The 17861-nt window shown below is 66.4% G+C and carries 19 protein-coding genes; 12 read left to right on the top strand and 7 right to left on the bottom strand.

The genetic code is table 11. From position 1 onward, the window contains the following. Positions 1-11: 11 nt before the first annotated feature. Both KR541_RS22405 and KR541_RS22400 read right to left on the bottom strand, forming a co-directional pair. Positions 12-1256, bottom strand: a complete 1245-nt coding sequence (locus KR541_RS22405) for a sarcosine oxidase subunit beta family protein (RefSeq protein ID WP_006480591.1) — start codon at positions 1254-1256, stop codon at positions 12-14. 14 nt (positions 1257-1270) lie between these two features. Next, positions 1271-2656, bottom strand: a complete 1386-nt coding sequence (locus tag KR541_RS22400; protein WP_089489664.1) for an L-serine ammonia-lyase — start codon at positions 2654-2656, stop codon at positions 1271-1273. Positions 2657-2942: 286 nt separating this feature from the next. Between KR541_RS22400 and KR541_RS22395 the strand changes: the two genes are divergently transcribed. The 8 genes from KR541_RS22395 to denD all read left to right on the top strand — a co-directional run bounded on the left by KR541_RS22395 (position 2943) and on the right by denD (position 11118). Continuing rightward, the gene (locus KR541_RS22395; protein WP_176016366.1) at positions 2943-4016 is read left to right on the top strand and encodes a GlxA family transcriptional regulator; all 1074 of its coding nucleotides are present in this window, start codon (positions 2943-2945) and stop codon (positions 4014-4016) included. A gap of 189 nt (positions 4017-4205) precedes the next feature. Next, positions 4206-4910, top strand: coding sequence for a FadR/GntR family transcriptional regulator (locus KR541_RS22390; protein ID WP_006480587.1), 705 nt, complete (start codon positions 4206-4208; stop codon positions 4908-4910). 58 nt (positions 4911-4968) lie between these two features. Continuing rightward, complete coding sequence (gene ltnD / locus KR541_RS22385; protein ID WP_006489132.1) at positions 4969-5859, top strand: L-threonate dehydrogenase; 891 nt, start codon at positions 4969-4971, stop codon at positions 5857-5859. A 19-nt stretch (positions 5860-5878) separates the two neighbouring features. Beyond that, positions 5879-7177, top strand: coding sequence for a 3-oxo-tetronate kinase (otnK, locus tag KR541_RS22380; protein WP_050012233.1), 1299 nt, complete (start codon positions 5879-5881; stop codon positions 7175-7177). Beyond that, positions 7174-7812 (top strand): 3-oxo-tetronate 4-phosphate decarboxylase, encoded by a 639-nt coding sequence (otnC, locus tag KR541_RS22375; RefSeq protein WP_050012232.1) that lies wholly within the window; start codon positions 7174-7176, stop codon positions 7810-7812. Before otnK ends, otnC begins: the two co-directional genes overlap by 4 nt. A gap of 128 nt (positions 7813-7940) precedes the next feature. Further along, the gene (locus tag KR541_RS22370) at positions 7941-9266 is read left to right on the top strand and encodes an MFS transporter (protein WP_050012231.1); all 1326 of its coding nucleotides are present in this window, start codon (positions 7941-7943) and stop codon (positions 9264-9266) included. Between the two features lie 75 nt (positions 9267-9341). Beyond that, positions 9342-10118 (top strand): 2-oxo-tetronate isomerase, encoded by a 777-nt coding sequence (gene otnI, locus KR541_RS22365; protein WP_050012230.1) that lies wholly within the window; start codon positions 9342-9344, stop codon positions 10116-10118. 28 nt (positions 10119-10146) lie between these two features. After that, positions 10147-11118: a D-erythronate dehydrogenase gene (denD, locus tag KR541_RS22360; RefSeq protein ID WP_124638480.1), complete on the top strand. Its 972-nt coding sequence runs from the start codon at positions 10147-10149 to the stop codon at positions 11116-11118. Positions 11119-11334: 216 nt separating this feature from the next. Here denD and KR541_RS22355 read toward each other — a convergent pair whose 3' ends face one another. After that, positions 11335-11610 (bottom strand): DUF4148 domain-containing protein, encoded by a 276-nt coding sequence (locus KR541_RS22355; RefSeq protein WP_216089793.1) that lies wholly within the window; start codon positions 11608-11610, stop codon positions 11335-11337. A gap of 71 nt (positions 11611-11681) precedes the next feature. Continuing rightward, positions 11682-12026, bottom strand: a complete 345-nt coding sequence (locus KR541_RS22350) for a DUF4148 domain-containing protein (protein WP_050012227.1) — start codon at positions 12024-12026, stop codon at positions 11682-11684. A 209-nt stretch (positions 12027-12235) separates the two neighbouring features. Here KR541_RS22350 and KR541_RS22345 point away from each other — a divergent pair, with 209 nt between their 5' ends. The 3 genes from KR541_RS22345 to KR541_RS22335 all read left to right on the top strand — a co-directional run bounded on the left by KR541_RS22345 (position 12236) and on the right by KR541_RS22335 (position 14520). Continuing rightward, complete coding sequence (locus KR541_RS22345) at positions 12236-12925, top strand: aspartyl/asparaginyl beta-hydroxylase domain-containing protein (RefSeq protein ID WP_050012226.1); 690 nt, start codon at positions 12236-12238, stop codon at positions 12923-12925. Positions 12926-13020: 95 nt separating this feature from the next. Further along, on the top strand, positions 13021-13290 hold the full coding sequence (locus KR541_RS22340) for a ubiquitin family protein (RefSeq protein ID WP_050012225.1): 270 nt from the start codon (positions 13021-13023) through the stop codon (positions 13288-13290). Between the two features lie 75 nt (positions 13291-13365). After that, entirely contained in the window at positions 13366-14520 is a 1155-nt protein-coding gene (locus tag KR541_RS22335) for a WD40/YVTN/BNR-like repeat-containing protein (protein WP_216089792.1), read from the top strand. On the opposite strand, the gene KR541_RS22330 is transcribed toward KR541_RS22335, so the two are convergent. After that, on the bottom strand, positions 14507-15451 hold the full coding sequence (locus KR541_RS22330) for a LysR substrate-binding domain-containing protein (RefSeq protein WP_124631782.1): 945 nt from the start codon (positions 15449-15451) through the stop codon (positions 14507-14509). The two genes, KR541_RS22335 and KR541_RS22330, sit on opposite strands and share 14 nt — an antisense overlap. A 147-nt stretch (positions 15452-15598) precedes the next feature. On the opposite strand from KR541_RS22330, the gene KR541_RS22325 reads away from it, so the two are divergent. Next, complete coding sequence (locus KR541_RS22325) at positions 15599-16024, top strand: PACE efflux transporter (protein WP_089489791.1); 426 nt, start codon at positions 15599-15601, stop codon at positions 16022-16024. A 473-nt stretch (positions 16025-16497) separates the two neighbouring features. Here the strand turns inward: KR541_RS22325 and KR541_RS22320 are convergent, their stop codons facing one another. Both KR541_RS22320 and KR541_RS22315 read right to left on the bottom strand, forming a co-directional pair. Next, a complete protein-coding gene (locus KR541_RS22320) occupies positions 16498-17118 on the bottom strand; it encodes a M35 family metalloendopeptidase (RefSeq protein ID WP_235356158.1) in 621 nt (206 codons plus the stop codon). Between the two features lie 28 nt (positions 17119-17146). Further along, positions 17147-17698, bottom strand: a complete 552-nt coding sequence (locus KR541_RS22315) for a PAAR domain-containing protein (protein ID WP_080334163.1) — start codon at positions 17696-17698, stop codon at positions 17147-17149. Between the last annotated feature and the right edge of the window lie 163 nt (positions 17699-17861).

The raw sequence follows: 17861 nt of genomic DNA, 5'->3' as shown, positions 1-17861 counted from the left end.
CCTCAGTGCGGTTAGTGCGCGACGGCGGCAGCGCCGTGCTCGTCGATCAGGTGGCCCGTGTAGAAGCGGTCGAGCGCGAACGGCGCGTTCAGCGGATGCGGTTCGTCGCGGGCGATCGTGTGAGCGAACACCCAGCCCGAGCCCGGCGTCGCCTTGAAGCCGCCGGTACCCCAGCCGCAGTTGAAATACAGGCCCTTCACGTCGGTCTTGGTGATGATCGGGCACGCGTCCGGCGACACGTCGACGATGCCGCCCCACTGGCGGTTCATCCGCACGCGCGAGAACACCGGGAACATCTCGACGATCGCCTGCAGCGTACTTTCGATGATGTGGAAGCTGCCGCGCTGGCCGAAGCCCGTGTACTGGTCGATACCGGCGCCGATCACGAGGTCGCCCTTGTCGGACTGGCTGATGTATGCGTGCACCGCGTTCGACATGATCACCGAGTTGACGACCGGCTTGATCGGCTCGGACACCAGCGCCTGCAGCGGATGGCTTTCGATCGGCAGACGCACGCCGGCCATGTCGGCGAGCGTCGTCGTGTTGCCGGCCGCGACCACCGCGACCTTCTTCGCCTTGATGAAACCCTTCACCGTATCGACGCCGACCACCGCGCCGCCTTCGCGGCGAATGCCCGTCACCTGGCAGTTCTGGATGATGTCGACGCCGGCGCGATCCGCGCCGCGCGCGAAGCCCCAGGCCACCGCGTCGTGGCGTGCGACGCCCGCACGGCGCTGGATCGATGCGCCGAGCACCGGGTAGCGGCTGTTCAGGTTGATCGTCGGCTCGATTTCCTTGATCTGCGCGGGCGTCAGGAATTCGGCGTCGACGCCGTTCAGCCGGTTCGCGTTCACGCGGCGCTCGGTGTCGCGCACGTCCTGCAGCGTGTGCGCGAGGTTCATCACGCCGCGCTGGCTGAACATCACGTTGTAGTTGAGATCCTGCGACAGCCCTTCCCACAGCTTCATCGCCTTCTCGTACAGCGCGGCCGATTCGTCCCACAGATAGTTCGAGCGCACGATCGTCGTGTTGCGCGCGGTGTTGCCGCCGCCGATCCAGCCCTTCTCGAGGATCGCGACGTTCGTGATCCCGTGCTCCTTCGCGAGGTAGTACGCGGTCGCGAGGCCGTGGCCGCCGCCGCCGACGATCACGACGTCGTATTCCTTCTTCGGCTCCGGGCTCTTCCACTGCTTTTCCCAGTTCTCGTGATACGAGAGGCCGTTGCGGAACAGGCTGAATATCGAGTAGCGGCTCATGTTTGGATCCTTCGTTAGCATTCGATGACGTTCACGGCGAGGCCGCCGCGCGACGTTTCCTTGTATTTCGTCTTCATGTCGGCGCCGGTTTCGCGCATCGTCTTGATCACGGAATCGAGCGATACGTAGTGCTGGCCGTTGCCCTTGAGCGCCATGCGCGACGCGTTCAGCGCCTTGATCGCACCCATCGCGTTGCGCTCGATGCACGGGATCTGCACGAGCCCGCCGACGGGGTCACAGGTCATCCCGAGGTTGTGCTCCATGCCGATCTCGGCCGCGTTCTCGACCTGGTCGGGCGTGCCGCCCATCACCGCGGCGAGCGCGGCGGCGGCCATCGAGCACGCGACGCCCACTTCGCCCTGGCAGCCGACTTCCGCGCCGGAGATCGACGCGGTTTCCTTGTAGATGATCCCGATCGCCGCGGCCGTCAGCAGGAATTCGACGATGCCGGCTTCGTTCGAGCCCGGCACGAACTTCACGTAGTAGTGCAGCACCGCGGGAATCACGCCGGCCGCGCCGTTGGTCGGCGCGGTGACGACGCGGCCGCCGGCCGCGTTTTCCTCGTTCACGGCCATCGCGTACAGGTTGACCCAGTCGAGCATCGACAGCGGGTCGCGCAGCGACTCTTCGGAACGCGAACGCAGGCGGCCGTTCAGTTCGGCCGCGCGGCGCTTCACGCGCATCGGTCCCGGCAGGTCGCCCTCGACCTTGCAGCCGCGCTCGACGCAGGCGGCCATCGTGCGCCAGATCGCGAGCAGCCCGGCGCGCACTTCGTCGGCGGGGCGCAGCGCGGTTTCGTTGCGCAGCATCAGTTCGGCGATCGACAGCCCGTGCTCGCGGCACTGGCGCATCAGGTCGTCGCCGGTGCGGAACGGATACGGCACCTCGACCGCCGCGCGCACGCCGTTCACGCGATCGCCGTCGCGGTTCACGACGAAGCCGCCGCCGACCGAGTAATACTCTTTCTCGACCAGCAGCTGGCCGTGCTCGTCGAATGCCTGGAAGCGCATCCCGTTCGGATGCACGATGCTCGTGCCGCTCATCAGCTTGCGATAAAAGCCGATGTGTTCCTTCTCGTCGAAGCGCACCGTCTGCTTGCCGAGCAGCGACAGCGACTTCTCCGCGCGGATCGCGGCCAGCCGCGGCTCGATCAGGTCCGGATCGATCGTGTCGGGCAGGTGGCCCTCGAGGCCGAGCAGCACGGCCTTGTCGGTGCCGTGGCCCTTGCCGGTCGCGCCGAGCGAGCCGTACAGCTCGACCCGCACGCGGCGCACGAAGCCGAGCAGGTTCGCGTCCTCGACGTGCGACGCGAAGCGGCACGCGGCGATCATCGGGCCGACCGTATGCGAACTGGACGGGCCGATGCCGATCTTGAACAGGTCGAACGCGCTGACGTTCATCTGGCTTCCTTTGGGTTGCATGCGTGAAATGTCGTTGGGCACCAGTACATCAAAGCGTAAAATCGGCCGATAGAACAAAAACGGCATCGGCGTGGGATACCGCCGCCAAGCGCCGTGCCGGCCGGCCCGAAAGTGCGTTTTGGCGATGGTTCGCGACGAAAAACCACAAGTCCGGCCGCGGCCGATCGGCGACGCTGGCTGCATCCGCGCCGCCTCCGGCAGCCGCAACCCGCAAACAGTGTGAAACGAGTGAGACCGCCTGCCCGGCGTGACGAGATTGGCCGCGATGACCCCCGACGTACCCGCTTCCCCCCTCGCAGAACCCGCGCCGCGGCGCATCCGCTTCGGCATCGTGCTGCTGCCGAACTTCACGCTGACGGCCTTCTCCGGCTTCGTCGACATGCTGCGGCTGTCGGCCGACGACGGCGACTACAGCAAGCCCGTGCGCTGCGCGTGGAGCGTGATCGGCGAGACGCTCGCGCCGGTGCGCGCGAGCTGCGGGATCCAGATCACGCCGTGGGAGACGTTCGACGCGGCCGAGCCGTTCGACTATGTGGTGGTGGTCGGCGGGCTGCTGCATTCGGGGCCGCAGGCCGGCCCTGAAACGCTCGAGTTCATCCGCCGCGCGGCGGCGGGCGGCGCGACGGTCGTCGGCATCTGCACCGGCGTGTTCACGCTGATGCGCGCCGGCGTGCTCGACGGCTACCGCACCTGCGTGAGCTGGTTCCATTACTGGGATTTCATCGAGCGCTTTCCGTCCGCCGATCCCGACCTGCTGATCGCAGACCGGCTGTTCGTGATCGACCGGCGCCGGATCACGTGCTCGGGCGGCCGCGCGTCGATCGACGTCGCCGCCGCGATCCTGCTGCGCCATTTCGATCACGCGACCGTGCAGAAGGCGCTGCGCATCCTGCTCGTCGGCGAGATGCAGAAAGGCAATGCGCCGCAGCCGCATCCGCCGGGGCTCGAGCCGGCGACGCACCCGAAGGTCAAGCGCGCGATTCTTCTGATGGAACAGCACGTCGGGCGTGCGCTGTCGCTCGACGAGCTCGCGAGCAAGCTCGACCTGTCGACGCGGCAGCTCGAACGGCTGTTCAAGGCCGAGACCGGCAGGAGCCCGCAGGCCTTCGCGAAGCAGGTGCGGCTGCGCACGGCCGCGTGGCTGCTGACGAGTTCGGACCGCACGGTCGCCGATATCGCGTCGAGCTGCGGATTCGCCGATGCGTCGCACCTGGGCCGCGAATTCCGCAAGCAGTTCGGCGTGCCGCCGGCGACCTATCGCGAGCGCGGCGGCGACGTGGCCGAAGTGGCCGCGATGCCCGACGCGTCGGCCGACCCCGTCGAGGACATCGCCGAGTGACGGGGCCGGGCAGCCAGCCCCTTCCCTGATCGATTGCAGAACGACGCACGTTCGCGTCGGCTTCCGTTCTTTTGGAACCGGTTCCAATCAATTTAGCCGACGTTACCTCTCTTGAACGAGGGTTATCCCGGATGCTGATGCTCGCTCAAATTTGTATGATGACCACATCACCTTACAAACCTGAGCATCATGTTCGAGAAAATTCCCGCCCGTGCGATGAGCGACCACGTCGCGCAGCAACTGCTCAAGCAGATCGAAGTGGGCAGCTTCTCGGCCACCGGCAAGCTGCCGACTGAAGCCGTGCTCGCGCAGGAATTCGGCGTGAGCCGCACCGTGATCCGCGAGGCGATCTCGCGGCTGAAGAACGAAGGCGTGGTCGAGCCGCGCCAGGGCAGCGGCGTATTCGTGAACCAGCACGGCGCGATCCGGCCGTTGCGGATCGACTACGCGGAAGCCGTCGAGGCGAGCTCGCTGCCGCATCTGCTCGCGGTGCGCCGCGCGATCGAGGCGGAAGTCGCGGCCGAGGCCGCGCTGCACCACACCGCCGACGACATGGCCGACATCGACGACGCGCTGCGCAAGATCGACGCAGCCGTTGCCGAAGGGCGCGACGGCGTCGCGGAAGACGTCGCATTCCACCGCACGATCGCGGCCGTCACCGGCAACCCGTATTTCCTGAAGACGCTGCAATTCCTGAACCAGTATCTCGAAGCCGGCGTGAAGGTCACGCGCAGCAACGAAGCGACGCGCGAGGATTTCTCGCGTCAGGTGCGCGAAGAGCACGCGGCGATCGCCGACGCGATCCGCGCGCGCGACCCGATGGCCGCCCGCAACGCGGCGCGCACGCACATGTACAACGCCGCCCGCCGTCTCGCGGAAGCCGGCATCTGCTGAAGCCGGCGGCGCCCGCCGCCGTTGTCCAGAACCTCTTTCGAATCGATCAAGGTTGACCATGTCACGAAATGTTGGAGTCATCGGCCTCGGCGCGATGGGCCTCGGCGTCGCACGCTCGCTGCTGCGCGCCGGCCTGCGCGTCCACGCATGCGACGTGCGCGACACCGTGCTGCAGGCGTTCGCCGCCGAAGGCGGCATCGCGTGCGCGACGCCGGCCGAACTCGGCGCGCAGTGCGACGTCGTCGTCACGCTCGTCGTCAATGCCGCGCAAACGGAAACGGTGCTGTTCGGCGAACACGGTGCGGTCGCCGCGATGAAGCCGGGCGGCGTCGTGATCGCGAGCGCGACCGTCGCGCCCGAATTCGCGGTCGCGCTCGGCGCGCGCATCGAAGCGGCCGGCCTGCAGATGCTCGACGCGCCGGTATCCGGCGGCGCCGCGCGCGCGGCCTCCGGCGAGATGACGATGATGACGTCGGGCCCGGCCGCCGCCTATGCGGGCTGCGAGGACGTGCTCGCCGCGATCGCCGGCAAGGTGTACCGTCTCGGCGACGCGCACGGCATCGGCTCGAAAGTGAAGATCATCAACCAGTTGCTGGCCGGCGTGCATATCGCGGCCGCCGCCGAGGCGATGGCGCTCGGCCTGCGCGAAGGCGTCGACGCCGACGCGCTGTACGACGTGATCACGCACAGCGCGGGCAATTCGTGGATGTTCGAGAACCGCGTGCCGCACATCCTGAACGGCGACTACACGCCGCTGTCGGCCGTCGACATCTTCGTGAAGGATCTCGGCCTCGTGCTCGATACCGCGCGCCGCAGCAAATTCCCGCTGCCGCTCTCCGCCACCGCGCACCAGATGTTCATGAGCGCGTCGAGCGCCGGCCACGGCGGCGAGGACGATTCCGCCGTGATCAAGACTTTCCCCGGCATCACGCTGCCGCCCGCCCGCTGATTCGAACGACGTGCCTGCCATGACCGCTTCCGCTTCCCGTCCCCTGCTCGGCTGCATCGCCGACGATTTCACCGGCGCGACCGATCTCGCGAACATGCTCGTCAAGAGCGGCATGCGCACCGTGCAGACGATCGGCGTGCCCGCCGACGGCGCGACCGACACGATCGCCGACGCCGACGCGATCGTCGTCGCGCTGAAGTCGCGCACGATCCCCGCCGCCGACGCCGTCGCGCAATCGCTCGCCGCGTACGCATGGTTGCGCACGCAAGGATGCCGCCAGTTCTTCTTCAAGTACTGCTCGACGTTCGACTCGACCGACGCGGGCAACATCGGGCCGGTGGCCGACGCGCTGCTCGATGCGGCCGGCGGCGACTTCACGATCGCGTGCCCGGCGTTCCCCGAGAACGGCCGCACGATCTATCGCGGCCACCTGTTCGTCGGCGACGTGCTGCTGAACGAATCGGGGATGGAGCATCATCCGCTCACGCCGATGCAGGACGCGAACCTCGTACGCGTGCTGCAACGGCAGACGAAGTCGCCGGTCGGCCTGATCCGCTACGACACGATCGCGCTCGGCGCGGCCGCCGTGCGTGCGCGGATCGACCAGTTGCGCGCGGAAGGCGTGCGCTTCGCGATTGCCGACGCGCTGTCGGACCGCGACCTCTACGTCCTCGGCGAAGCATGCGCGGGCCTGCCGCTCGTCACCGGCGGCTCCGGCATCGCGCTCGGCCTGCCCGCGAATTTCCGCCGCGCGGAGCAATTGCCCGAGCGCGACAACGCGGCATCGCTGCCGCGCATCGACGGCCCGTCGGCCGTGCTCGCCGGCAGTGCATCGAAGGCCACCAACGCGCAGGTCGCCGCGTGGCGCGCGACGCGGCCGAGCTTCCGCATCGATCCGCTCGCGGCGTCGCGCGGCGAGTCCGTCGTCGAGCAAGCGCTCGCCTTTGCGCGCTCGCACCTGCCGCAGCCCGTGCTGATCTACGCAACGGCCACGCCCGACGAAGTGAAGGCCGTGCAGCAGGCGCTCGGCGTCGACGCGGCCGGCCGTCTCGTCGAAAGCACGCTCGCGGCGATCGCCCGCGGGCTGCGCGAGCTCGGCGTGCGCAAGTTCGTCGTCGCGGGCGGCGAGACGTCCGGCGCCGTCGTGCAGGCGCTCGACGTGAAGTCGCTGCAGATCGGCGCGCAGATCGATCCGGGCGTGCCGGCCACGGCCACCATCGACACGCAGCCGCTCGGCCTCGCGCTGAAATCCGGCAACTTCGGCACCACGGACTTTTTCGACAAGGCGCTGCGCGCGCTGGATGGAGCCGCACGATGAGCGACGAAGCAAAACTGCGCGAAGAGATCTGCGTGGTCGGCGCGAGCCTGTATGCGCGCGGCCATGCGGTCGGCAGCGCCGGCAACATCAGCGCGCGTCTGAACGACGGCTGGCTGATCACGCCGACCGACGCGTGCCTCGGCCGGCTCGACCCGAACGACATCGCGAAGGTCGGCGCCGACGGCCAGCCCGTATCGGGCGGCAAGCCGTCGAAGACGCTCGCGCTGCATCGCGGCATCTACGCACGCAACGCGGAGGCGCACGGCGTCGTCCACACGCATTCGACGCATCTCGTCGCGTTGACGCTCGCGGGCGTGTGGCGCGATACCGACGTGCTGCCGCCGATCACGCCGTACTACGTGATGAAGGTCGGCCACATTCCGCTGATCCGTTACCGCCGCCCCGGCGACCCGGCCGTCGCGGCCGAAGTCGCGGCGCTGGCCGACCGGGTGCGCGGCGTGCTGCTCGATCGCCTCGGCCCGGTGATGTGGGGGCCTTCGGTATCGCACGCGTCGTATGCACTCGAGGAACTCGAGGAAACCGCGCGGCTGTGGCTGATGACGAACCCGAAGCCCGAACCGCTGTCCGACGCCGCGCTCGACGAACTGCGCCAGAGCTTCGGCGCGCGCTGGTAACGCACCGCGACCCAATCATGCAGTAGTCCGTATCGATTTATCTACCCGCCGTGTGCGCGGGCCTTTCCGTCAGCACACACGACTGGCGGCGTACGCGCCGCCGGCACATAACATCATTGGAGACGACGATGACTGCTCTCGACGCGGCCGCAAGCCGCTCGCCCGCCGCGGCCGCCCAATCGGGCGAACTCGACCGCACCTACAAGAAAGTGTTCTGGCGCATCGTGCCGTTCCTGATGCTCTGCTACGTGGTCGCGTATCTCGACCGCGTGAACGTCGGCTTTGCCAAGCTGCAGATGTCGCAGGATCTCGCGTTCAGCGAAACCGTATTCGGCCTCGGCGCGGGGATTTTCTTTCTTGGCTACTTTCTGTTCGAACTGCCGAGCAACCTGCTGATGCACCGCCTCGGCGCGCGCATCTGGATCGCGCGGATCATGATCACGTGGGGGCTGCTGTCCGCGCTGTTCGCGTTCGTGCAGACGCCGACGCAGTTCTACGTGCTGCGGTTCCTGCTCGGGCTCGCGGAAGCCGGTTTCTATCCGGGCGTTATCCTGTACCTCACGTACTGGTTCCCGTCGCATCGCCGCGCGAAGATCATCGCGGTGTTCATGTCCGCGATTCCGGTGTCGGGCATCTTCGGCAACCCGCTGTCGGGCTGGATCATGGAGCGCTTCCACGGCGGCTCGGGTTTCCACGGCTGGCAATGGATGTTCATGATCGAAGCCGTGCCGGCCGTGCTCATCGGCATCGCGACGATCCTGTATCTCGACAACAGCATCCGCGGCGCGAAGTGGCTCGACGAGCGCGAGAAGCAGTTGCTCGAGGACGAAATCGCCGCGCAGCCGCAGGAACAGCAGCAGCACGGCCATTCGCTGAAGGCCGTGTTCTCGGACCCGCGCATGTGGTGGATGTCGCTGATCTACTTCGCATTCGTCACCGGCCAGTACGGGCTCACGTTCTGGATGCCGACGCTCGTCAAATCGACCGGCATCACCGATACGCTGCAGATCGGCCTGCTGTCGGCGATTCCGTTCGTCGTCGCGATCGTCGTGATGAACCTGTTCGGCCACAGCGCGGACAAGCGCCGCGAACGCCGCTGGCACCTGATCGTGCCGGCGCTGATGGGCGCGGTCGGGTTTGCGGTCGCCGCGTCGTACTCGCACAATACGGCAGTGTCGATCGTGTTCCTGTCGCTCGCGGCAGGCGGCGTGCTGACCTGCGCGCCGCTGTTCTGGTCGCTGCCGACCGCGTTCCTCGCGGGCTCCGCGGCTGCCGCCGGGATCGCGATCATCAACTCGGTCGGCAATCTCGCCGGTTTCGCGAGCCCGTACGTGATCGGCTACCTGAAGGACGCCACGCACAGCACTGCGTCCGGCATGTACGTGCTCGCGGCGATGCTCGTGATCGGCGCGATCGCCGTGTGGCTCACGCCGCCCAAGCTCGTGAACCGCTGATCCGCCGCCGGCCGATTCATCATTCGACGCGGGGCGCGCGGCGCCCCGCCCCATTCATTCACAGGACCCGCTGCCATGCCACGCTTCGCCGCCAACCTCTCGATGATGTACACCGAGCATGCGTTTCTCGACCGCTTCGGCGCTGCCGCCCGCGACGGCTTCAAGGCCGTCGAGTACCTGTTCCCGTACGACTTCGCCGCCGAGGACATCCGCGCGCGCCTCGACGCGCACGGCCTCGAACAGGCGCTGTTCAACGCGCCGCCGGGCGACTGGGCCGCGGGCGAACGCGGCATTGCATCGCTGCCGGGCCGCGAGGACGAATTTCGCCGCGGCATCGACCAAGCGCTCGACTATGCGCGCGTGATCGGCAACAAGAAGCTGCACGTGATGGCCGGCATGGTGCCGCCGGGCGCCGACCGCGCACGCCATCGCGATACGTATCTGACGAACCTGCGTCATGCGGCGCAGGCCGCCGCCGCGCACGGCGTCACGATCCTGATCGAGCCGATCAACCCGCGCGACATGCCCGGCTATTTCCTGAGCCGCCAGGACGACGCGCAGGCGATCCGCGCGGAAGTCGGCGCGCCGAACCTGAAGGTGCAGTTCGACTGCTACCACTGCCAGATCGTCGAAGGCGATCTCGCGATGAAGCTCAAGCGCGATTTCGCGGGCATCGGCCATATCCAGATCGCGGGCGTGCCCGAACGCCACGAGCCGGACGTCGGCGAACTCAACTACCCGTATCTGTTCGCGCTGATCGACGCGCTCGGCTACGACGGCTGGATCGGTTGCGAGTATCGGCCGAAGGCCGGCACGTCGGAAGGTCTCGGTTGGCTCGAGACATACCTGTAATTCCCGTATTTCCCAGAGGGTCAAGAACATGAAAGTACTGATCACCGGCGGCGCCGGCTTTCTCGGCCAGCGTCTCGCACGCAAGCTGCTCGAGCGCGGCGACCTCACCGGCCCCGACGGTCGCATCGAGAAGATCGACGAACTGGTGCTGCTCGACGTCGTCCAGGGCAGCGATTTCGGCGATGCGCGCGTGACGTCGATCGTCGGCGACATCGCCGATCGCGCGGTGCTCGAAAGCGCGATCGACACGCGGACGGGCGCAATCTTCCACCTCGCGGCGATCGTCAGCGGGCAGGCCGAAGCCGATTTCGATCTCGGCATGCGGATCAACCTCGACGCATCGCGCACGCTGCTCGAGGTGTGCCGCGCACGCGGCCACCAGCCGCGCGTCGTGTTCACGAGCTCCGTCGCGGTGTACGGCGGCGCGCTGCCCGACGTCGTGCAGGACGACACCGCGCTGAATCCGCAATCGTCGTACGGCGCCGAGAAGGCGATCGCAGAACTGCTGCTGTGCGACTACGCACGACGCGGCTTCGTCGACGGCCGCGTGCTGCGGCTGCCGACCATCAGCGTGCGGCCCGGCCGCCCGAACGCGGCCGCGTCGTCGTTCGCGAGCGGCATCATCCGCGAGCCGCTGAATGGCGAGGAAAGCGTGTGCCCGGTGCCCGGCTCGACGCGGCTGTGGCTGCTGTCGCCGCGCGGCGCGATCGAAGCGCTGGTCGCCGGGTGCGAGATCGACGGCGCGACGCTCGGCACCAAGCGCGTGATCAACCTGCCGGGGCTGTCGGTGTCGGTCGACGAGATGATCGCGGCGCTGCGCGACGTCGCGGGCGACGAGGTCGTGAAGCTGATCCGCCATGTGCCCGACGAACGCGTCGAGAAGATCGTCGGGAGCTGGCCGGGCCGTTGGGATACGTCGCGCGCGGAAGCGCTCGGGCTGAAGGGCGACACGTCGTTCGCGGACGTGATCCGCAGTCATATCGCGGACGAACGGCGCTGATTGACGCCGGGTCGGGCCGCATCGACGCGGCCTGACCGATTCCCCGACGCGCAACGACGCGCGTTGCATCCCCGCCCGCCTGCATGAAAGGCGCATCGGCGCCGCGTCGACACCGCACACCCCTCTCCACGATTCGTCTCCGCACGACACGCTGCGCACGTGCCGCGTTCCGCCGCGACGCCGACGGTCTCGCGCAACACGGGTACATGCCGGCACCTAGTTGGCGACCTGCGCCGGCATGCCGGGTCCGGCCTCCCGCGTGGCCGACACCGCCAGCCGCGCGCGGTCCTGTTCCGCGAGCTTCGCTTCCGCGGCCTGGATATCGGCCGGATACGCGCCGTCCTCGCCCTTCGCCGGGTCGTACCCGGCCGCTTCGACGCGGATCAGTTCGTCGCGAACCTGCGCACGCGTCAGCGGCGCGGCCGATTGCGCGAATGCCGACTGACCGACGATCGCTCCGATCATCATCAGTAGTACGATATATGTTTTCATCATGGACTCCTTCAATGTGACGTATCGATCAACCACGGGACAGGCGTGACCTGCGGATGCAGGCGGGTGGATCAGCTTCCGAAATAGATCGTGCAGAAACTCGCGGGGCCGACGCATGCGGCGGCGCTTCGACGCGGCGACATCGTCGCCGGCTTGCCCGCTTCGGACGACATGGCCGGATCGCCGCCGACCGCCGTGCTCGCCTGCCGCTGCGGCATCCGATCGGCCTGGTGCCGGAACAGCGGGCTCACGTCCGGATACGACGTATCGGTCACGAAGCGCAGCCCGTTGTTTTCCGCGTCGACGAGTTCCTGCCGGACCTGTTCGCGCGTGAGCGCCTGTGCCGACGCTTGCGTCGCGACACCTGCGAGAGAAATCGCCGCTACCGTGGCGGCCACCAGCCAGTGCGTGTTCATGTTCACTCCTTCATCAGTCAACGAAACGATGTGCTACACCCGTATGACGACGGAGAGGCGCGGTTTATTCCCGGCTTTCCATTCGCGCCGACCCAACATTCATGAAACTGTCATTCATTCGTCAGCCGGCGTAACCTGACGTAACGCAGTGCCCGTCGTGCTTCGGGCAGACTGACCACCACTTCATCCGGACCGCCCCTCGATCGACCATGTCCGCCGCTTACGACCATGCAGCCGCCCTGCTGCGCAGGCTGTACGACCGCCATATCGACAGCGGCGCGGTGCTCGACGCGGCCGCGTTTCCGGATGCCGAGCGCTTCGTGCGCGCGTGGCCCTCGATCCGTGCGGAGGCGCTCGACGTCGCACGCGACATGCCGCGCATCCCGCGCTTTCACGAAATCATGCGCGAGCAGTACGACATCTCGGCCAACGACGCGCGCGACTGGCGCATGTTCATCATGCAGGCGTACGGCCAACCGTTTGCACGCAACCTGTCGCGCTGCCCGACCGTCGCGTCGCTCGTCGCGGCGTCGCCGGACGTGCTGTCCGCGTCGCTGTCGTTCCTCGCGCCCGGCAAGCACATCCCGCCGCATCGCGGGCCGTTTCGCGGCATCCTGCGCGGGTATCTCGTGCTGTCGATGCCGACCCGCGCGGACGGCACGCCGGCCGCCGTGCTGAAGGTCGACGGGCGCGAATACCGGCTCGACGAAGGCCGCTTCCTGCTGTGGGACGACACGTTCACGCATGAGGTGTGGAACGACAGCGACGCGGTGCGGATCGTGCTGCTGCTCGATATCCGCCGGCGCGGGATGCCGCGCTGGCTCATGTGGCTGTCGAATGCGGTGATCGGCGTCGTGCGGCTCGGGATCCGGATCAGGGGGCGGTCGATTCCGGTTTAGCCGCCACGCATGGCAGCGCCATTCCGCCTTTCGGCGTCCGCCGGATCGCCTAAACTACAAGCCGTCCCTTCGTGCGGCTCCTGCCAGCTACCGCCATGGCGCACCTCTTCTTCGCCGCGTCGATCCAGCGGCACGTCGACACGCCCGAGCGCGACATCGACGCGCATACGGTCGGCGAAGCATTCGACACCATTTTCAGCGAGCAGCCGCGGCTGCGCGGCTACATCGTCGACGACCAGGGCGCGCTGCGAAAGCACCTGTCGGTATTCATCGACGGCCAGCCGATCCGCGACCGGCAATACCTGTCCGATGCGCTCGGTGCCGCCAGCCGCGTGTATGTCGTGCAGGCGCTGACCGGCGGATAAAGGGACGGATGCACGGGCGCATTCCCCGATACCAAGCGCCGTCGCACCAAGGCTGACCATCCGGAGACATCCGACATGAACGATCGACTGCTCGTCGCCACCCGCAAGGGCCTGTTCGTCTTGCAACCGGACGGTCATGACGGCTGGACGCCCGGCGAACCGCATTTCATCGGCGAGCCCGTCAGCATGGCGCTTGCCGACCCGCGCGACGGCACGCTGTATGCGGCGCTCAATCTCGGCCATTTCGGCGTGAAGGTGCATCGGCTGCGCGCAGGCGCCCGCGATTGGGAGGAATGTGCAGCCCCGGTTTATCCGCCGCAGCCCGCCGACGCGTCGCCTACCCGTGCCGATCCGCACGCAGGCAGCGGCGATTCCGACGATGAAGCCGCCGCTGCCGGGTCGCCGCAGCCAACGTGGACGCTTCAGCAAATCTGGTCGCTCGAAACCGGTGGCACGGACGAACCCGGCGTGCTGTGGGCCGGCACGATTCCCGGCGGCCTGTTCCGCTCCGACGACCATGGCGATTCGTGGGCACTCAACCGCCCGCTGTGGGATCGCCCCGAACGCGCCGAATGGGGCGGCGGCGGGTACGACGCGCCGGGCATCCATTCGGTGATGGTCGATCCGCGCGACAGCCGGCACGTCATCGTCGGCATCTCGTGCGGCGGCGTCTGGCAAACCGCGGACGGCGGCGCGACATGGCGCGTGACCGCCGAAGGCATGGAAGCCGACTACATGCCGCCCGAGCGGCGCGGCGAGCCGAACATGCAGGATCCGCACCGCGTCGTGCAGTGCGCGGCCAATCCGGACGTGCTGTGGACGCAGCATCACTGCGCGATCTTCCGCTCGACCGACGGCGGCGAACGCTGGCGCCGGATCGAAGCGCAGCCGTCGAGCTTCGGTTTCGCGGTGGCCGTGCATCCGCACGAACCGGATACCGCGTGGTTCGTGCCGGCCGTGAAGGACGCGTGCCGGATTCCGGTGAATGGCCGGCTCGTCGTCACGCGCACGCGCGACGGCGGCCGCAGTTTCGAAAGCCTGTCGAATGGGTTGCCGGCCGCGCCAGCGTACGACCTCGTGTATCGGCACGGGCTCGCGGTGGACGATTCCGGCACGCGCCTCGCGATGGCGTCGACGACCGGCGGGCTATGGACGTCCGATGATGGCGGCGAGCACTGGCAACAGGTATCGGCGCATTTACCGCCGGTGTATTGCGTCAGGTTCGGGTAGCGGCGCGAGCATCATCCGGCGCCATCCGAGCCACCGCCTCGCGCGTCGTTGCGATTTCCGTTTCGAGCCAGTCGAGAAACCGCCTGACCTGCGGCTCGCGCTCGCGCCCCGGCCGGCACAGTGCGACGAAGCGCGCACCGTCGAGCCGCACCGTGGGCTCGATCGGCATCAACGCGCCGCGCTCGACATGCTCGGCGGCCAGCACCGAGCTGAGCAGCGCGATACCCTGCCCGTGCAGCACGGCCTGCAACGCGTAATGCTCGTCGTCGTAATGGCGAAACACCGCGCGTTCGAGCCATGCTTCGCGGCCCGCCGCACGACACCACGACGCCCAGTCGACCGACACCGGTAGCGGCGTATCCCACACGGTTTCGATCAGGTCGAGCGGCGCGTCGGCGCGATGCGCGTCGAACCCGGCGGCCGCATACGCGCCGAAATACTCGTCGATCAACGCAATCTCGTGCAGTGCGGGAAACCTGCGCGACGTCGCGCGAATCGCGAGATCGACGCGTGCATCGCGTTCGAGATCGACGAGCGTGTTCCCCGTTTCGACCTTGATGTGCAGGTGCGGATCGACGCGGCGAAACGCACCGAGCCGCGGAATCAGCCACATCGCCGCAAACGCGGGCGTGGTGGTCAGCACGAGCGGGCGCGCATCGGCCGCGTCCGGACGCAGCGCGTCGAGCCCGCGGCTCAGTGCCAGCAACGCATCGTGACTCGCACGAAACAGTTGCTCGCCTTCCTCCGTCAGCCGCACGCCGCCCGCGCCGCGCTCGAACAGCAGCACGCCGACGCGGCTTTCGAGCGACTTGATCTGGTGCGACACGGCGGCCGGCGTCACGGACAGTTCTTCCGCGGCGGCCTTGAACGTGCCGAGCCGCGCCGACGATTCGAACACACGCAATGCGGTCAGGGGAATTTTCGAGAACACGGGGCCTCGCGGGCCGGATGCGGCCGGGTTGAATTCGATTCAATCCGGGTGAGATTAGGTGAATTGAAGCGGCTGCGCAACGCGGCTAGCCTTCCGGAACGTCGCGGCACGTCGCCGCGGCGGTTGCCGTCGAACCGGAGGAACCCCGTGCAAGGCCTATCGCGCAGGATCACGCAGGCGGTGCTCTACGAAGCGATCGCCATTTCCTGCATCTCGCCCGCGATCGCGGCGATCTTCAAGCAGGACCTCGTCTACTCGGGCGCGCTGTCGGCGACGATGTCGGCGATCGCGATGCTGTGGAACATGCTCTTCAATGCGCTGTTCGAGCGCTGGGAAGCATCGCGCCGGCAGCCGGCGCGTACGCTCGGGCGGCGGATCCTGCATGCGACCGGATTCGAGGGCGGGCTGATCTTCATCCTCGTGCCGGTCGTGTCGTGGTGGCTCGACATCTCGTGGTTCGATGCGTTCTTCGTCGATATCGCGCTGTTCGCGTTCTTCTTCTGCTACGCGTTCGTGTTCCAGTGGGCGTTCGATCGCGTGTTCGACGTGCCGGTGGCGACGAAGGGGAAATGAGCGACGCGGCTCATATTGCAAGGAAAAGACCTGGATATGCGCCGTCGCGCCACGAAATGCATTACCTATTGATACAACAGTGGTCGGAACAGCCGGGGAGCAATGTTATCTCCGCACGTTTTGCGTTCTCATTGTCCTGAATACTCATGCGTTGATAGACATAACTGTGAACAGCGTAGCGCTCCTGTTTCAGCCCGAAATGCATCAACAACCGTTGAGCGGACTCGGCTCTTCTGACAGACAGTTCATCGGGTTCGATTTCTGCGGACTCGGCTACACCACTCACGGCTACACCTTCTCGAACAGGAAACTGCGACAGCATTTTCGATACCCAGGCTTCCAGTCTCTTCGCTTGCTCCACACTCACCGCTGCAGAATTCTGCGCGAACATAAGATCGAAATTTTGTCCTGGCAAGCTCTCGACACTGTCGCAAGCATACGAAGGTCCAGTCACAAACAATAAGACTGCGCCGCTAATCAAGCCAGATAACATATGCCGAAATGCTGTCTGCATTTTTAATAGCCATATCTGGGTTATTTTGACCCCACTCGGGCAGAAAGCGTGTGATTCCATACTTTGGATCGCCGGCTCCGAACGTATCTGTGAAGTGAGTACACTCGTGGATGATTGTCGACAACTTGGAAGTCGCTGCCCGGCTTCTGTCACGAATCGTGCAAAATTCTTCGTGGATGCTGATTGTGCGCGTTGCAGTGTCTGGACCACATACGTGCGCAACAGTGCCAACATTTTTGTTGGTCGGCAAGCATCCAAGCGATCGATCCAGATCGGGGTGAGCTCTCAGAAAGTTCGCCGGACCTAGCGACCGCATAACTGCAAGGGTGGCCGTCAACCCCGTGACAAGACGGTGGCGAATCTCGTGGTCGCTCGCGCCGAACCACGTCCAGACACGCCTACGCTCTTCTGGCGACCACTCGGCCAATCTCTCAAGCCGCTCCTTCACCAGGTCGGCGCCCTCATCGCGTAGTTGCATCATCAGCTTTCTGAATTCCGCGTCGGTCATGGCCGGGCAGATTGGCGGACCGTTGAGTGTCAGGAATACCTTAAGCTTCGAACCCTGCACGGTGTTCGTCACGGCAGAATCGTGAGCGCAAACGTATTCGTTACAGGGCATTGTCATCATTCTCCATGATCTCGAGCCTCAGTTTTTCGGCGCCACGTGTGGCTACACGCTGGGTGTTTCCTTCGAAATCCGTGACACCGCTGAAGACCCGCCCCGAAGTTGTGTATATGCGGTACTGAACATGTACAAGCGGCCTACCGCTTCGCTCATCACACAAGACATATTGCTCGTCGTTGGCCGCGAACGCTGATTCAGGGTGATTTCGGATCGGTTCAGTCAATGCAGCTGCTTGCTCGGTCGTGAATATCATCTTCATGCCACGCTCGGCATAAAAGACGGGCGGCGGATTGCATCCACAAACGTTGACGTCACCGCTCAACGCCCAGGGTTTGCCGTTCGGCCCGGTTCCGGGCCATCGCGGCCCTTTCGGCGCGATAAATCCGTTCTTCCCGCAAGCAGTACAGTAGGTTTTCATGCCGAGCGTAGCGATATGCACGCGCGGCGGCGGGTTGGAACAAGTGACGGTCGGCAGGCCTTCCGTGATCGTCGCACTGCCGCCTCGGTCACCTTCGGCGAGGAAGTAGCGGATCATGCGCCATCCTCCCGTTCAACGCATGCGATTGCAGGCACTACGACCGTCTGGCAGTTGACGGTCTCGTTGCCCCGCCCGCCGCGCTGGGCAGATGAGCCGACGACAGTCGATGAATACGCAAGTATTCTCTGCTTGTGCTGCATCCGAATTCTCCTTCGTGAAA

The sequence above is a fragment of the Burkholderia sola genome (genome assembly GCF_905400185.1).
In the GTDB taxonomy this organism is placed as follows: Bacteria; Pseudomonadota; Gammaproteobacteria; order Burkholderiales; family Burkholderiaceae; genus Burkholderia; species Burkholderia sola.
The sequence above is the reverse complement of the archived record's forward strand: the minus strand, read 5'-3'. Positions and strand labels throughout refer to the sequence as shown.

What these genes read in the sequence shown, in the direction of transcription:
- KR541_RS22315 (WP_080334163.1), bottom strand. Translation starts at nt 17,698, where the DNA reads ATGATCCGCTACTTCCTCGCCGAAGGTGACCGAGGCGGCAGTGCGACG.
- KR541_RS22335 (WP_216089792.1), top strand. Translation starts at nt 13,366, where the DNA reads ATGAACGATCGACTGCTCGTCGCCACCCGCAAGGGCCTGTTCGTCTTG.
- KR541_RS22345 (WP_050012226.1), top strand. Translation starts at nt 12,236, where the DNA reads ATGTCCGCCGCTTACGACCATGCAGCCGCCCTGCTGCGCAGGCTGTAC.
- otnC (WP_050012232.1), top strand. Translation starts at nt 7,174, where the DNA reads ATGAGCGACGAAGCAAAACTGCGCGAAGAGATCTGCGTGGTCGGCGCG.
- KR541_RS22390 (WP_006480587.1), top strand. Translation starts at nt 4,206, where the DNA reads ATGTTCGAGAAAATTCCCGCCCGTGCGATGAGCGACCACGTCGCGCAG.
- KR541_RS22350 (WP_050012227.1), bottom strand. Translation starts at nt 12,026, where the DNA reads ATGAACACGCACTGGCTGGTGGCCGCCACGGTAGCGGCGATTTCTCTC.
- KR541_RS22395 (WP_176016366.1), top strand. Translation starts at nt 2,943, where the DNA reads ATGACCCCCGACGTACCCGCTTCCCCCCTCGCAGAACCCGCGCCGCGG.
- ltnD (WP_006489132.1), top strand. Translation starts at nt 4,969, where the DNA reads ATGTCACGAAATGTTGGAGTCATCGGCCTCGGCGCGATGGGCCTCGGC.
- denD (WP_124638480.1), top strand. Translation starts at nt 10,147, where the DNA reads ATGAAAGTACTGATCACCGGCGGCGCCGGCTTTCTCGGCCAGCGTCTC.
- KR541_RS22400 (WP_089489664.1), bottom strand. Translation starts at nt 2,656, where the DNA reads ATGAACGTCAGCGCGTTCGACCTGTTCAAGATCGGCATCGGCCCGTCC.
- otnK (WP_050012233.1), top strand. Translation starts at nt 5,879, where the DNA reads ATGACCGCTTCCGCTTCCCGTCCCCTGCTCGGCTGCATCGCCGACGAT.
- KR541_RS22405 (WP_006480591.1), bottom strand. Translation starts at nt 1,256, where the DNA reads ATGAGCCGCTACTCGATATTCAGCCTGTTCCGCAACGGCCTCTCGTAT.
- otnI (WP_050012230.1), top strand. Translation starts at nt 9,342, where the DNA reads ATGCCACGCTTCGCCGCCAACCTCTCGATGATGTACACCGAGCATGCG.
- KR541_RS22340 (WP_050012225.1), top strand. Translation starts at nt 13,021, where the DNA reads ATGGCGCACCTCTTCTTCGCCGCGTCGATCCAGCGGCACGTCGACACG.
- KR541_RS22370 (WP_050012231.1), top strand. Translation starts at nt 7,941, where the DNA reads ATGACTGCTCTCGACGCGGCCGCAAGCCGCTCGCCCGCCGCGGCCGCC.
- KR541_RS22355 (WP_216089793.1), bottom strand. Translation starts at nt 11,610, where the DNA reads ATGAAAACATATATCGTACTACTGATGATGATCGGAGCGATCGTCGGT.